12 protein-coding genes are annotated in these 13,440 nt (G+C 72.9%); 8 read left to right on the top strand and 4 right to left on the bottom strand.

The window, feature by feature from the left end; all coding sequences use genetic code 11:
- Positions 1–32 precede the first annotated feature (32 nt).
- From ACIQ7M_RS13610 to ACIQ7M_RS13640, 7 genes are all read left to right on the top strand, one after another.
- Positions 33–1,046, top strand: a complete 1,014-nt coding sequence (locus ACIQ7M_RS13610) for a hemin ABC transporter substrate-binding protein (protein ID WP_403643286.1) — start codon at positions 33–35, stop codon at positions 1,044–1,046.
- Positions 1,043–2,197 (top strand): FecCD family ABC transporter permease, encoded by a 1,155-nt coding sequence (locus ACIQ7M_RS13615; RefSeq protein ID WP_403643288.1) that lies wholly within the window; start codon positions 1,043–1,045, stop codon positions 2,195–2,197. The genes ACIQ7M_RS13610 and ACIQ7M_RS13615 overlap by 4 nt, the downstream gene beginning before the upstream one ends.
- Complete coding sequence (locus ACIQ7M_RS13620) at positions 2,194–3,069, top strand: heme ABC transporter ATP-binding protein (RefSeq protein ID WP_403643291.1); 876 nt, start codon at positions 2,194–2,196, stop codon at positions 3,067–3,069. The genes ACIQ7M_RS13615 and ACIQ7M_RS13620 overlap by 4 nt, the downstream gene beginning before the upstream one ends.
- A gap of 178 nt (positions 3,070–3,247) precedes the next feature.
- A complete protein-coding gene (efeO, locus tag ACIQ7M_RS13625; protein WP_403643294.1) occupies positions 3,248–4,384 on the top strand; it encodes an iron uptake system protein EfeO in 1,137 nt (378 codons plus the stop codon).
- A gap of 10 nt (positions 4,385–4,394) precedes the next feature.
- Complete coding sequence (efeB, locus tag ACIQ7M_RS13630; protein WP_403643297.1) at positions 4,395–5,714, top strand: iron uptake transporter deferrochelatase/peroxidase subunit; 1,320 nt, start codon at positions 4,395–4,397, stop codon at positions 5,712–5,714.
- A 2-nt stretch (positions 5,715–5,716) separates the two neighbouring features.
- Complete coding sequence (efeU, locus tag ACIQ7M_RS13635; RefSeq protein ID WP_403643300.1) at positions 5,717–6,592, top strand: iron uptake transporter permease EfeU; 876 nt, start codon at positions 5,717–5,719, stop codon at positions 6,590–6,592.
- On the top strand, positions 6,549–7,562 hold the full coding sequence (locus tag ACIQ7M_RS13640) for a hypothetical protein (protein WP_403643303.1): 1,014 nt from the start codon (positions 6,549–6,551) through the stop codon (positions 7,560–7,562). The genes efeU and ACIQ7M_RS13640 overlap by 44 nt, the downstream gene beginning before the upstream one ends.
- 49 nt (positions 7,563–7,611) lie before the next feature.
- Here ACIQ7M_RS13640 and ACIQ7M_RS13645 read toward each other — a convergent pair whose 3' ends face one another.
- Complete coding sequence (locus ACIQ7M_RS13645; protein ID WP_403643306.1) at positions 7,612–8,346, bottom strand: bifunctional DNA primase/polymerase; 735 nt, start codon at positions 8,344–8,346, stop codon at positions 7,612–7,614.
- A 488-nt stretch (positions 8,347–8,834) separates the two neighbouring features.
- On the opposite strand from ACIQ7M_RS13645, the gene ddaH reads away from it, so the two are divergent.
- Positions 8,835–9,674: a dimethylargininase gene (gene ddaH, locus ACIQ7M_RS13650; protein ID WP_355762404.1), complete on the top strand. Its 840-nt coding sequence runs from the start codon at positions 8,835–8,837 to the stop codon at positions 9,672–9,674.
- 12 nt (positions 9,675–9,686) lie between these two features.
- On the opposite strand, the gene ACIQ7M_RS13655 is transcribed toward ddaH, so the two are convergent.
- The 3 genes from ACIQ7M_RS13655 to ACIQ7M_RS13665 form a co-directional block, all read right to left on the bottom strand.
- The gene (locus ACIQ7M_RS13655; protein ID WP_403643310.1) at positions 9,687–10,682 is read right to left on the bottom strand and encodes a small ribosomal subunit Rsm22 family protein; all 996 of its coding nucleotides are present in this window, start codon (positions 10,680–10,682) and stop codon (positions 9,687–9,689) included.
- Positions 10,683–10,770: 88 nt separating this feature from the next.
- Complete coding sequence (locus ACIQ7M_RS13660) at positions 10,771–11,952, bottom strand: serine hydrolase domain-containing protein (protein ID WP_403643313.1); 1,182 nt, start codon at positions 11,950–11,952, stop codon at positions 10,771–10,773.
- Positions 11,898–13,361, bottom strand: a complete 1,464-nt coding sequence (locus ACIQ7M_RS13665; RefSeq protein WP_403643316.1) for a multidrug effflux MFS transporter — start codon at positions 13,359–13,361, stop codon at positions 11,898–11,900. Before ACIQ7M_RS13665 ends, ACIQ7M_RS13660 begins: the two co-directional genes overlap by 55 nt.
- Positions 13,362–13,440 lie beyond the last annotated feature (79 nt).

Below are 13,440 nucleotides of genomic sequence, written 5' to 3' on the forward strand. Positions count from 1 at the left end.
GGACCGAGAGGAACAACGGGACAGTGCAACGCTTGGGCACACGAATGGCGGGGGCGCTGCTGTCGGCGCTCGCCCTCACCCTCGCCCTGACCGGATGCGGGGGCTACGACGGCTCCGCTCCGGCGGCGGCGACCGGAGCGGCCGGGACGAACGGATCGGACGGCGCCGACCGCGTCGAACCCCTGGCGTCCCCCGGAGCGCCCCGACTCCCCGTCACGGTGCGGTCGTTCGGCGGGAAGAGGACCACCGTCGAGAAGGCCGACCGGATCGTTCCGCTGTCCGGCAGCCTCAGCGAGATCGTCTTCACCCTCGGGCTCGGCGACCGAGTCGTGGCCCGCGACATCACGGCGACCTTCGACCAGGCGAGGAAACTGCCCCTCGTCACCCGCAATCACGACGTCTCCGCGGAGGGCGTGCTCTCCCTCCACCCCGACCTCGTCCTCGCCGAGTCGACGACCGGGCCGGACGAGGCCATGCGGCAGATCCGCGACGCGGGCGTCCCCGTCCTCGTCGTCGCCCCGGCGCGCGGCCTCGCCGACGTGGGCACGCGCATCCGGGATGTGGCCGACGCCCTCGGTGTACCGGCGGCGGGACAGCGGCTGGCCGAGCGGTCGCAGGACCGGATCGCCGCCGTGCGCAAGGCGATTCCGGCCCACGCGGACCATCCGCGCGTCGCCTTCCTCTACCTCCGCGGCTCCGCCTCCGTCTATCTCATCGGCGGCCGCGGCTCGGGCGCGACCTCGCTGCTGGAGGCGGCGGGGGCGGTCGACGCGGGTGCCGAGTCGGGGCTGGACAAGGACTTCACCGCCATCACCACCGAGGCGCTCGTCCGGGCCGCGCCCGACGCGATCCTCGTGATGTCCAAGGGACTCACGTCCGTCGGCGGAACCGACGGGCTCGTCAAGATCCCCGGGGTGGCGCAGACCCCGGCCGGCGCGAACCGCCGGGTGGTGTCCATCGAGGACGGGGTGCTGCTCAACTACGGGCCGCGCACCGACCAGGTACTGAAGTCGCTGGTACGGCAGTTGTACGGGGAGGCCCGATGACCGCCCTCGACCACCCGGCACCCGGGGCGCCCGGGGCACCCGCCGGCCCGGACACGGAACCGGCCGCCGGACCCGACAGCCGACCGGTCGCCGGGCCCCTCGCCGCTCCCGTACGCGGACGGGTACGCGGCGCGTCCTGGTTCCTGACCGCCGGGCTGCTCGCCGCCCTGCTCGTCCTGGTCCCCGTGGCGGCCGGGCTCGGCGCGTACCCGATCCCGACCGGCGACGTGCTCGCCTCCGTCGCGCACCGCGCCGGTCTCGGGGGCATCGCGCTGGACCGGGTCCCGGAGTCGGTCCTGTGGGACGTGCGCTTCCCGCGGATCGTGCTCGCGCTCCTCATCGGCGGCTCGCTGGGCTGCGCGGGCGCCCTCATGCAGGGCGTGTTCGGCAATCCGCTGGCCGAACCCGGGGTCATCGGCGTCTCGTCGGGCGCGGCGGTCGGCGCGGTCGCCGCCATCGCGCTCGGCCTCGACTTCCTCGGCACCTTCACCGTCCCGGCCGTCGCGTTCGTCACGGGTCTGGCCACCGTCCTGTTCGTCTACGCGACGTCCCGCTCCGGCGGACGCACCGAGGTCGTCACACTGATCCTCACCGGGATCGCGCTCAACGCCTTCACCGGCGCCCTGATCGGACTGTTCCTGTTCTTCGCGGACTCCGCCGCCATCAGCCAGATCACCTTCTGGCAGCTCGGATCGCTGGCCCAGGCGACCTGGCCGAAGGTCCTGGCGGTCCTGCCCTGCGCCGCGATCGGTCTGACGCTGGCACCGTGGTACGCCCGCCGGCTCGATCTGCTGTCCCTCGGCGAACGGCCGGCCCGGCACCTGGGCGTCGACGTCGAACGGCTGCGGCTCGTCCTCGTGCTGGTCATCGCGCTGCTCACCGCGGCGGCCGTCAGCGTGTCCGGGATCATCGGCTTCGTCGGTCTCGTCGTACCGCATCTGCTGCGCATGGCGGCCGGGCCCGGACACCGCTTCCTGATCCCGGGCAGCGCCCTCGGCGGCGCGGCCGTACTGCTCGCGGCCGACCTCGCCGCCCGGACCGTCGCGCAGCCGGCCGAACTCCCCCTGGGCGTCCTCACCGCGCTGCTGGGCAGCCCGTTCTTCCTCTGGCTGCTGCGCAGGACCCGCCGTAAGCAAGGAGGCTGGGCATGAGACCCAAGAACGGCAACGACACCGGGCGTCCGCGGCTCCCGCGCGCGGTACGGCCCGTACCGCCGTCCGCGCCCGCCCCCGGCGACGTGCTCGCCGAGACCGAGGGCCTGCGGGTCCGGCTCGGCGGCCGGGAGGTGCTGCGCGGTGTCGACGTCACCGCCCGCGCGGGCGAGGTGCTCGCGCTGGTCGGGCCCAACGGGGCCGGAAAGTCGACCCTCCTGGCCGCGCTGGCGGCCGATCTGCCCGCGGCGGAAGGGGTCGTACGGGTCCACGGGCGCCCCGTGCGGAACTGGTCACCCGCCGAACTCGCCCTGCGGCGGGCGGTACTTCCGCAATCGGCGACGCTCTCCTTCCCGTTCACCGTGGAGGAGGTCGTCCGGATGGGCCGGGCGCCCTGGGCCCACACCCGGCGGGACGACGACGCGGCGGTCGGCGCGGCCATGGCGGCCACCGAGGTCACCGCCTTCGCGGCCCGCCCGTTCGGCGCGCTCAGCGGCGGGGAGCGTGCGCGGGTGGCGCTCGCCCGGGTGCTCGCGCAGCGCGCGCCGCTGATGCTGCTCGACGAGCCGACCGCCGCACTCGACCTGCGGCACCAGGAGTTGGTGCTGCGGGTGTTCCGGGAGAGGGCGCGCGCCGGTGACGCGGTGGTCGTGGTGCTGCACGATCTGGGGCTGGCGGCGGCGTACGCGCACCGGGTAGCGATTCTGTGCGCCGGTCGTGTCGCGGCCCACGGCCGGCCGGTGGAGGTCTTCACCGACGGGCTGTTGACGGATGTCTACCGTCAACCGGTCGAGGTGTTCCCGCACCCCAGGACCGGCGCCGCGCTCATCACCCCGAAACGCGACGAACCACTCCGCTTGACCTTTCCTTGACGTTCCCATGGGGTTCGTTTTGAGTCACCGTGATCAAGCCGTTCCTGTACGGCTTCTGTGAGAGGTGAATCACCGCACGGGTGGGTATCAGTCAGGCAAGCCTCAGATAAGTTAGGCCAGCCTCACCATGCCGAACGGGCCCCGCCGTGCGGCTTGTCCGACTTCTCTTGGAGCCTGCATGCGAGCCGTTCGACTGTCCGTTGTCACCGCTGCCGCCACCGCGGCCGCTCTGGCCGCCGTCACGGGTTGCACCCAGAAGAGCGACGCGAAGAACGGCGACGCGATCCAGGTGACGGCCGCGGACTCGAAGTGCGAGACCTCCACCAAGGCCGTACCGGCCGGCCAGGTCACCCTGAAGATCGAGAACAAGGGGTCCCAGGCCACCGAGGTCGAGATCGTCTTCCCCGACGACCGGATCGTCTCGGAGAAGGAGAACATCGGCCCCGGCACCAAGTACACGCTCACCGCCGAGGTGAAGGCCGGTTCGTACGAGATCGCCTGCCGCCCGGGGATGAAGGGCCACGGCGTCCGCCAGAAGCTCACCGTGACCGGCGGCAAGGTCGCCAAGCGCGACCCGCGCCTGGACAAGGCGGTCGCCTCCTACCGCGAGTGGGCCCAGTCGGAGGCCGACACCACGATCCCGAAGGTGAAGACGTTCACCGACGCGATCAAGGCCGGCGACCTCGAGGCCGCCAAGAAGGCCTACGCCCCCTCGCGTGTCGGCTGGGAGAGCACGGAGCCGATCGCCGAGTCCTTCGGCGACATCGACCCCAAGACCGACACCCGCGCCGACGGCCTGGAGAAGGGCCAGAAGTGGACCGGCTGGCACGCGCTGGAGAAGGCCCTGTGGGAGGACAAGAAGATCGGTGACGAGCAGAAGGCCCTCGCCGACCAGCTCGTCACGGACCTGACCGACTGGCAGAAGCGCGTCGGCAAGGCCGAGATCACCCCGACCTCCATGGCCAACGGCGCCAAGGAGCTGCTCGACGAGGTCGCCACCGGCAAGGTCACCGGCGAGGAGGACCGCTACTCGCACACCGACCTCAGCGACTTCAAGGGCAACGTCGACGGCGCGCAGAAGGCGTACGAGCTGCTCAAGCCGGTCGCCTCGGAGAACGACGCGGCGCTGACGGCGGAGCTCGACAAGCAGTTCGCCGCGCTGAACAAGCTGCTCGACACGTTCCGGACGGACAAGACCTCGGACGGCTTCGTCTCGTACGACACCGTCGGCAAGGCCGACCGCAAGGAGCTCTCGGACGCGGTCAACGCGCTCGCCGAGCCCCTGTCCAAGCTCGCCGCCGCCGTCGTGAAGTAGGAGCGTCACCATGACGGACACCCAGGACAGCACGAACGGCACGAACGGCACGAACGGCGCCGACGCGGTCGAGCCCGCGCCCGCCGGTTCCGCGCCGACCCGGCGTTCCCTGATCGGCTGGGGCGGTGCCGGGCTCGCGCTCGGCGCCGCCGCGGCCGGCGGTGCCGTCGCGATGACCCGCGTCGGCAACGACGTGGACCCGGCCGGCGCCGACACCGGTGCCGCCGTCCCCTTCCACGGCGCGCACCAGGCCGGCATCGCGACCGCGGTGCAGGACCGGCTGCACTTCGCCGCTTTCGACGTGAAGACCGACGACCGCGCCGCGTTCGTCCAGCTCCTCAAGGACTGGACGCAGGCGGCCGCCCGGATGACGGCCGGACACACGGTCGGCGAGGGCGCGTACGGCGGCGTGGCCGAGGCTCCGCCGGACGACACCGGCGAGGCCCTGGGGCTCAAGCCCTCCCGGTTGACGCTGACCATCGGCTTCGGTCCGTCGCTGTTCGAGAAGTTCGACCTGGCGGACCGGCGGCCGGAGGCGCTCGTCGATCTGCCCGCGTTCTCGGGCGACAACCTGGACAAGGCCCGCAGCGACGGCGACCTGTGCGTCCAGGCCTGCGCGGACGACCCGCAGGTGGCGGTGCACGCCATCCGCAACCTCGCCCGTATCGGCTTCGGCAAGGTCGCCATCCGCTGGTCGCAGCTCGGCTTCGGCAAGACGTCGTCGACGACCCCGGACGCGCAGACCCCGCGCAACCTGATGGGCTTCAAGGACGGCACCCGCAACATCGCGGGCACCGAGACCGCGCGGCTGGACAAGTTCGTGTGGTCCGACGAGAAGGACAACGACGCGAACGCGGCCTGGATGACCGGCGGTTCCTATCTCGTCGCCCGGCGTATCCGGATGAACATCGAGACCTGGGACCGTACGCCGCTCCAGGAGCAGGAGGACATCTTCGGCCGCGACAAGGGCGAGGGCGCCCCGGTCGGCAAGGCCAAGGAGCACGACAAGCCGTTCCTGAAGGCGATGAAGCCCGACGCGCACGTCCGCCTCGCGCACCCCGACTCCAACGACGGGATCACCATCCTGCGCCGGGGCTACTCCTTCACCGACGGCACGGACGGCCTCGGCCGCCTCGAAGCGGGCCTGTTCTTCCTGGCCTACATGCGTGACGTGCGCCGCGGGTTCATCCCGCTTCAGCGCAGGCTGTCGGCCTCCGACGCGCTCAACGAGTACATCCAGCACGTGAGTTCGGCGGTCTTCGCCGTTCCGCCCGGCGTCCGGGACAAGGACGACTGGTGGGGCCGGACGCTGTTCTCCAAGGAGGCGTAGCCGTGTTCAGCAACTACCTGATCGGTCTGCGCGAGGGCCTGGAGGCCAGCCTCGTCGTCTGCATCCTCATCGCCTACCTGGTGAAGACGGAGCGCAGGGACGCCCTGAAGCCGATCTGGGCGGGCATCGCGGTCGCGATCACCGTGGCGCTCGGTTTCGGCTGCGCCCTCGAGTTCGGCTCCCAGGAGATGACGTTCCAGGCCCAGGAGGCGCTCGGCGGTTCGCTGTCGATCCTCGCCGTGGTCCTGGTGACGTGGATGGTCTTCTGGATGCGGCGCACCGCCCGGCATCTGAAGTCCGAGCTGCACGACAAGCTGGACGCGGCGCTCGCCATGGGCACGGGCGCGCTGGTCGCGACCGCGTTCCTGGCGGTCGGCCGAGAAGGCCTGGAGACGGCCCTGTTCGTGTGGGCGTCGGTCCACGCGGCCAGTGACGGCACACCCCGCCCGCTGGTCGGCGTGGCGCTGGGTCTGGCCACCGCCGTCCTGCTCGGCTGGCTGTTCTACCGCGGGGCCCTGAGGATCAACCTCGCCAAGTTCTTCACCTGGACCGGCGGCATGCTGGTCGTCGTCGCCGCGGGCGTGCTCGCGTACGGCGTCCACGACCTCCAGGAGGCCGACTTCGTCCCGGGTCTGACGAACCTGGCCTTCGACATCAGCGGCACGATCGACCAGACGAGCTGGTACGGCACCCTGCTGAAGGGTGTCTTCAACTTCCAGCCCGACCCGACCGTCCTTCAGGTCACGGTGTGGGCGCTGTACTTGGTGCCGACGCTCACGATCTTCTTCGCCCCGGTAGGGTTCGCCTCCGGGAAGAAGAAGGTGAAGGCACCTGATGAGCAGGGATCGCACGGGTCGCAGCCCTCGAAGGCCTCGTAGCCTCGGCCGCCTCGCCCTGGCGGCGACGACGGTGACCGCGCTGTTGGGGGCGGCCACCGGCTGCGTCGTGGTGCACGGCGAGCGGGAGGTCGTCCCGGCCACGACCCGCGCCGAAGCGGCCCGCGCGCTGCGGGAGTTCACCGCCGCCTACAACAAGGCGGACGCGACGTACGACCGTTCGAAGGACGCGGACCGGGTGACCGGTCCGCTCGCGGACATCGACGGCGCCAAGCTGAAGGCCGGGCATCTCACCAGACCGGGCGGCAATCCCGCGCATTCGGCGCTGGAGTTCGACGACGCCGAGTTCTCGATCCCCGCCAAGGCGGGCTGGCCGCGCTGGTTCGTGGCGAACGCGACCGCCAACAAGGGCGTGCCGGGCAGTCGCTGGCTGCTCGTCTTCACCCGGGACAACACCCGTGAACAGTGGCAGGCCTCGTATCTGACGGTCCTCGGGGCCGGTGACGTACCGAAGTTCGCGACGGACGACAGCGGCTGGGCACAGGCCGTCACCGCCGACGACTCGGCACTGGCGGTCGCGCCGCGGAAGCTCGGCCGGTCGTACGCGACCTATCTGAAGGACGGCGGCGACACCTTCGCCGCGGGCGTCCACACCTCGCAATGGCGTTCCCAGCGCGAGAAGTTCGCCAGCCGGCCCGGCCTCGCCCGGCAGTACATCGACGAGCCGCTGGCCTCGGGCGACTACGCGCCGGTGGGGCTGCGCACCGCGGACGGCGGGGCGCTCGTGTTCTTCGCCACGCACCGCTTCGAGAAGGAGACCGCCGCGGCGGGCACCCGGATCCCCTCGCCCACCGCGGACGTGCAGGCCCTGACGACCGGTGAGGTCGACCAGTCCCTGACGCTGGAGTTCGTCTCCAACCAGGTCGTCCTGGACCCGCCGAAGGGCGCGGGCCGGGGTCAGGTGTCCGTCCTCGGACGGGTCGAGGGCCTGACGGGCGCCAAGGGCGAGTAGCCCGTCCCGAGCCCCGGACGGCTCTCGGGACGGCTCCCCGGGCGGGTTCTCAGCCCCGGTGGGGCCAGGCGGCGAGCTGGTCGGCGCCGTTCTCCCCGGCGTAGCGGGCGCATTCGTCCGTCAGGGTCTCCAGGAGCGTGAGCGGGTCGGGCAGCGGATGCTCGGGGCCGCGCACCCAGTCGACGCTCAGACCACCGGGGAGCTGGGCGGGCGGCACGAGGACGTACGAGCCGCGGCAGTGCCAGCGGAAGCCGGGGTGTTCGTCCATCGTCTCGGGGTGGCAGTCCAGCTCGCAGGGCCACCACTCGTCCTCGTCCTCGGGCGTACCGCGGGTGAGGGTGAAGAACAGCATGCGGCCGTCGCCGGTCTCCGCGACGGGTCCGACCTCGATGTCGGAGGCGAGCAGGCGCTCCAGCGCCTCGCGGCCCGCGTCCAGGGGCACGTCCAGGACGTCGTGCACCATGCCGGTCGCGGTGATGAAGTTCGCCTTCGGCTGGTGCCGGGCCCAGCGCTCGATCTGGGCGCGGTCGGTCGTCGACTGCGTCTGCCAGGCGAAGGAGACGGGGTGGCGCGCGGGCGTGGGGCAGCCGACACGGTCGCAGGAACAGCGGTAGCCGGAGGGGTACGCGGCCTGCGCGAGCGGCAGCCCCGCGGCGGCGGCGGCGAGCAGCAGGGCCTCACGGCCGTCGGCGGTCGTCTCCGCCGAGGCTTTGGGCCGGCCTCCGCGCAGCCACTTCGAGAACCTGTCCCACGTGCCGGAGCGGCGGCCGAACTCTGCGCTCATCTATCCCCTCGCCTGCCTCGCCGTAGTGCGACTCGTCCTGGCCCCATCGTCCCACCATCCTGGGCTCCGGGTGGCCGGAGCCGACAACCGGGGTAGGTGGGGCGATGCGCCCACCAGGCCCTGATCAGGTGTTATTGCATGATTAGAGGCGATTTCACGGGCACTCGGCGGGGAACCGGCCGATGCGGGGAGTAGCCGGCCGACGCGCCCGCGTAGCCGTACGAGACCGACGCCACTCCGGCGGGTCGGGGCGGGCCCGGTGGCTGGAGCGGGGCGGGCCCGGTGGCGGGAGCGGGGCGGGTCCGGTGGCTGGAGCGGGGCGGGTCCGGTGGCGGGAGCGGGGCGGGTCCGGTGGCTGGAGCGGGGCGGGTCCGGTGGCTGGAGCGGGGCGGGTCCGGTGGACATCACCCGTACGCCTCCCGCTCCTGGGGCCGAGTGCACCGCACCATGAGCATCAACTGCCACTGCGGTTGCGTAAGGAGCCTTCCTTGCACCCTCTTCGCCGCGCCACGCCCCGGCGCTACCTCATGTGCCCCCCGGTGCACTTCGACGTCACGTACGCGATCAATCCGTGGATGAACCCCGCCAAGCCGGTCGACGTGCCGCTCGCGCTCGCCCAGTGGGAGGACCTGCGGGACCGCTACCGCGCCCTCGGCCACTCGGTCGAGGAACTCGCCCCGCGTCCGGGCCTGCCGGACATGGTCTTCGCGGCGAACGGCGCGACGGTCGTGGACGGCCGGGTGCTGGGCGCGCGGTTCGCTTACCCCCAGCGCGAGGCGGAGGCGGCGGCGCACCGGGAGTGGTTCCACGCCCGCGGGTTCGGGCCGGTCCGCGAACCGGAGCACGTCAACGAGGGAGAGGGCGACTTCGTCGTCACCGGCTCCTGTCTGCTCGCGGGCCGGGGCTTTCGCGCGAGCCCGCTCTCGCACGGGGAGGCGCAGGAGTTCTTCGGCCGGCCGGTGATCGGCCTGGACCTCGTCGACCCGCGCTACTACCACCTGGACACGGCGCTGGCCGTCCTCGACGACCGCACCGACGAGATCATGTACTACCCGCCCGCCTTCTCCCCCGGCAGCCGCGAGGTCCTGCGCCGGCTGTTCCCGGACGCGCTGACCGCCACACCGGAGGACGCCGCCGCGATGGGCCTCAACGCCGTCTCGGACGGTCTGCACGTGCTGCTGCCGCAGGAGGCGGCGGGCCTGTTCGAGCCGCTCCGGGAACGCGGCTTCGTTCCCGTCGGCGTCGACCTCGGCGAACTCCTCAAGGGCGGCGGAAGCGTGAAGTGCTGCACCCAGGAGCTGCGCGGCCTGCCCGCAGGCCCGGGGTGACCCGGGGACGACCTAGGTCGTGTCCTCGGGCGGCGGCCAGGCGTCGCCCCAGTCGGCGTCGCGGGCCGCCTTGTACAGCGGTCCGTGGCGCTTGGTGACCGTCTCCCGGCGCAGCGACTCGTCCGGCCCGCACAGGTCGAGCAGGACCTGGCCCTTGCGGATCTGCGGCTTGCGCACGACGCGGGAGGGCGCCGGCTCGGGCGGGAGGCGGGTCGCGGCGACGTAGCTGAACTTCTCGTCCTCGTACGGCAGGGAGCCGCCCTTGACCTGGCGGTGCAGGGAGGAACGAGCGACGCGCGCGGAGAAGTGGCACCAGTCCTGACCGGGGACGATGGGGCAGGCCGAGCTGTGCGGGCAGGGCGCGGCCACATGGAAGCCGGCGCCGATCAGACGCTCGCGGGCGGCGAGGACCCGGGTGTAGCCGTCCGGGGTGCCGGGCTCGATGATCACTACCGCCCGGGCGGCGCTCGCGGCCGCGTCCACGACCGAGGCACGGTCGTCCTCGGTGAGCTCGCCGAGGACGTACGAGACGGTGACGAGATCAGTGCTCTCGATGGTGAGCGCCGCTCCGATACGAGAGCGCTGCCACGCGACGCCTCGCAGGTCAGGGTTGGCGGCGGCGATCTCCCGGCCGAGCGCGAGGGCCGGTTCGGCCCAGTCCAGCACGGTCACCGGGCGGACGCCCTCCCAGGTCGCGTTCACCGCCCAGGTCGCCGCGCCCGTGCCGCCGCCGACGTCCACATGGCTCCCCGGCACCCAGCCGGGCGCCGCGTCCGCGAACGCCTCCAGCGCCGCGCACACCGCCTCGAACGTCGCGGGCATCCGGTACGCGGCGTACGCGGCCACGTCCGAGCGGTCCCGCAGGATCGGCGTGTGGGTCGGGGTGGTCCCCCGGTAGTTCGCGATCAGCCGCTCGACCGCCTGCGCGGCGGCCTTCGGCGGCAGTCCGTCGAGCAGTCCGGCGAGGGCGCTGCGCAGGAGGTCGGCGGGAGGTACGGGGGCGTTCACGGGCCCGATTCTCTCAGGTGCCGCGCGTCCCCCCGTACCGGCCGGCGGTCTCTCCCGGGCGGCGCCCCCGTACTGGCCGGGCGCCCTCTCAGGTGCCGCGCACCGCCCGCCGCAGCCGGGTGGCCGCCGCCGCGCGGGGCGCGTTGTCCGCCGGGCGGCGCCGGGGGTGGACCGTGTTGGCGAGCAGGACCAGGAACGTGTCCGTCGCCGGGTCCAGGACCAGGGAGGTGCCGGTGAACCCGGTGTGGCCGGCCGCGCCGCGGCCCGCGAGGGTACCCATGAACCAGGGCTGGTCGAGGGCGAACCCGAGGCCGGGCGGGGTGAGGAGGAGTTCGACGAAGTCGGGACCGAGGATGCGCGCGGGGCCGTACGAGCCGCCCGCGAGCAGGGTGCGGCAGAAGACGGCCAGATCCCGCGCGGTGGAGAACAGCCCGGCGTGCCCGGCCACCCCGCCGAGCGCCCAGGCGTTCTCGTCGTGCACCACGCCCCGCAGCATGCGCCGGTCCGCCTTGGCCCACGGCCGCCGCTGGTCCTCCGTGGCCGCCGCGCCGGGGCAGGGTCCGAAGGCGGTGGCGTTCATCCCGAGCGGGCGGGTGATGCCGTCCCGGACGAGGATGTCGAGCCCGCGGCCGGTGACGCGTTCCAGCACGTACTGGAGGAGCAGCAGGTTGACGTCGGAGTAGCGGTACTCGCCCGGCTTCGACGAGGGGGCCTCGGCCCGCAGCATCGCCAGCCGGGCCGTGTCGTCCGGGCAGTCGTACAGCGGGAGTTCGGGGCGCAGCCCGGAGGTGTGGGTGAGGAGCTGCCGTACGGTGATGCCGTGCTCGCGGGCCGCGCGGAACTCCGGCAGGTACGCGCCGACGCGCGCCTCGATGCCCAGCGTGCCGCGCTCCAGTTGCTGCACCGCGGCGACCGCCGTGAACAGCTTGGTGAGGGAAGCCAGGTCGAAGGGGGTGTGCACGGTCATCGGCACCCGCGCGTGCGGCGGCAGCTCGACCCCGGCGTCCTTGCCCTCGTCGTGGGCGGAGTAGCGCACCGCCCAGCCGGCCGCCTCCTCGACGGCGATGACCGGGCCCCGTCCCGCGACCACCACCACGCCCGCCGCCCACGGGTCGGGCCCACGAGTGAGGGAACGGACCTCCTGGACGAGCCCGCGCAGTTCACCCGCGTCGAGTCCGGCGCGTTCCGGCGTACCGTTCCGCAGTCTTGGTGCGCTCAGTTCCCCGCCCCTGTTCCGTTCGAAGTGCGTCCCGTCCGCCGGGGACGGCACAGTCCCATGAAGCAGCCGACGGCCACCAACGCGGCCACCAGTTGGACGACGGCCATCGGGACGGCGGTGTGCTCGCCCGCGATGCCGACGAGCGGTGAGGCGACCGCGCCGACGAGGAAGGAGGAGGTGCCGAGCAGCGCGGAGGCGGAACCGGCCGCGTGCCGTACGCGCATGAGGGCGAGGGTCTGGGTGTTGGGCAGGGCGAGGCCCATGGCGGACATCAGCACGAACAGCGCGGCGGCGACCGGGGCGAGCCCGACCCTGCCGAGGGCACCGGTGGACATGAGCAGCAGCGCGGTCGCGGCCAGCACGACGAGGGCGAGGCCGGTGGCGAGGACCTTTTCGAGGGCGACCCGGCCGACCAGCAGTTTGCCGTTGATCTGCCCGGCGATCACGAGGCCGACGGAGTTCACGCCGAAGAGCAGGCTGAAGGTCTGCGGGGAGGCGCCGTACAGGTCCTGGATCACGAACGGGGACGCCGAGATGTAGGCGAAGAGGGCCGCGAAGGTGAAGCCGCCCGCGAGCATGTACCCGGTGAAGACGCGGTCGGCGAGCAGCCGGCGCATGGCGCGCAGTGCCTCGCCGACGCCGCCGCCGTGCCGGTCGGCGGGTTCGAGGGTCTCGGGCAGTTTCGCCCAGACGAGAGCCGACAGCGCGATGCCTACGGCGGTGAGGACCACGAACACGCCCCGCCAGTCGGTGAAGCGCAGGATCTGCCCGCCGATGAGCGGCGCGACGACCGGGGCGACGCCGGAGATCAGCATGAGGGTGGAGAAGAAGCGGGCCATCGCGACGCCGTCGTACAGGTCGCGGACGACCGCGCGGGCGATCACTATCCCGGCCGCCCCGGCGAGTCCCTGGACGAGGCGGAAGGCGACGAGGAGGCCGATGCCGGGCGCGAGGGCGCACAGGACGGTGGCGAGGACGTAGACGGCGAGGCCGGCGAGCAGCGGGCGCCTGCGGCCCCACCGGTCGCTCATCGGCCCGACGACGAGCTGTCCGAGCGCCATGCCCGCGAGGCACGCGGTGAGCGTGAGCTGCACGGTGGCGGCCGGGGCGTGCAGGGAACCGGTGACCTCCGGCAGCGAGGGAAGGTACATGTCCATCGCGAGCGGGGGTGTGGCGGTGAGGCCGCCGAGGACGAGGGTGACGAGGAGTCCGGTGCGGCGCGGGCCGCCGGGTCCGGCGTGCGGTCGCGGTACGGCGTCGGCTTCCGCCTCGGCGGCGGCCGACGCCCCGGTGGCGGGGGCCGGCGTATCAGGGGCGGGCGTCGGCGCCTCGGACGCGGGCACCGGAGCCCCGGCGGCCGGGGCCTCGGCGACCCTCGGCGCGGTGCCCGCGGTCGCTGCCTCCGGTATATGCCCTCGCGGGTCCTCCTGGTCCCGCGCGGTGCGGCCACGCTCGGGCATGTGTCCCCCTCTTCGAAAGATGCGGCCCCTATGCTCTCAGTTCGAACACCGAGTTCGGAGTCACGGATCAAGGGGCGGG

Source organism: Streptomyces sp. NPDC096324 (genome assembly GCF_044763015.1).
In the GTDB taxonomy this organism is placed as follows: Bacteria; Actinomycetota; Actinomycetes; order Streptomycetales; family Streptomycetaceae; genus Streptomyces.

Coding starts and splice junctions, on each gene's coding strand:
- efeB (WP_403643297.1), top strand. CDS start 4,395: ATGACGGACACCCAGGACAGCACGAACGGCACGAACGGCACGAACGGC.
- ACIQ7M_RS13615 (WP_403643288.1), top strand. CDS start 1,043: ATGACCGCCCTCGACCACCCGGCACCCGGGGCGCCCGGGGCACCCGCC.
- ACIQ7M_RS13645 (WP_403643306.1), bottom strand. CDS start 8,346: ATGAGCGCAGAGTTCGGCCGCCGCTCCGGCACGTGGGACAGGTTCTCG.
- efeO (WP_403643294.1), top strand. CDS start 3,248: ATGCGAGCCGTTCGACTGTCCGTTGTCACCGCTGCCGCCACCGCGGCC.
- ACIQ7M_RS13665 (WP_403643316.1), bottom strand. CDS start 13,361: ATGCCCGAGCGTGGCCGCACCGCGCGGGACCAGGAGGACCCGCGAGGG.
- ACIQ7M_RS13620 (WP_403643291.1), top strand. CDS start 2,194: ATGAGACCCAAGAACGGCAACGACACCGGGCGTCCGCGGCTCCCGCGC.
- ACIQ7M_RS13640 (WP_403643303.1), top strand. CDS start 6,549: ATGAGCAGGGATCGCACGGGTCGCAGCCCTCGAAGGCCTCGTAGCCTC.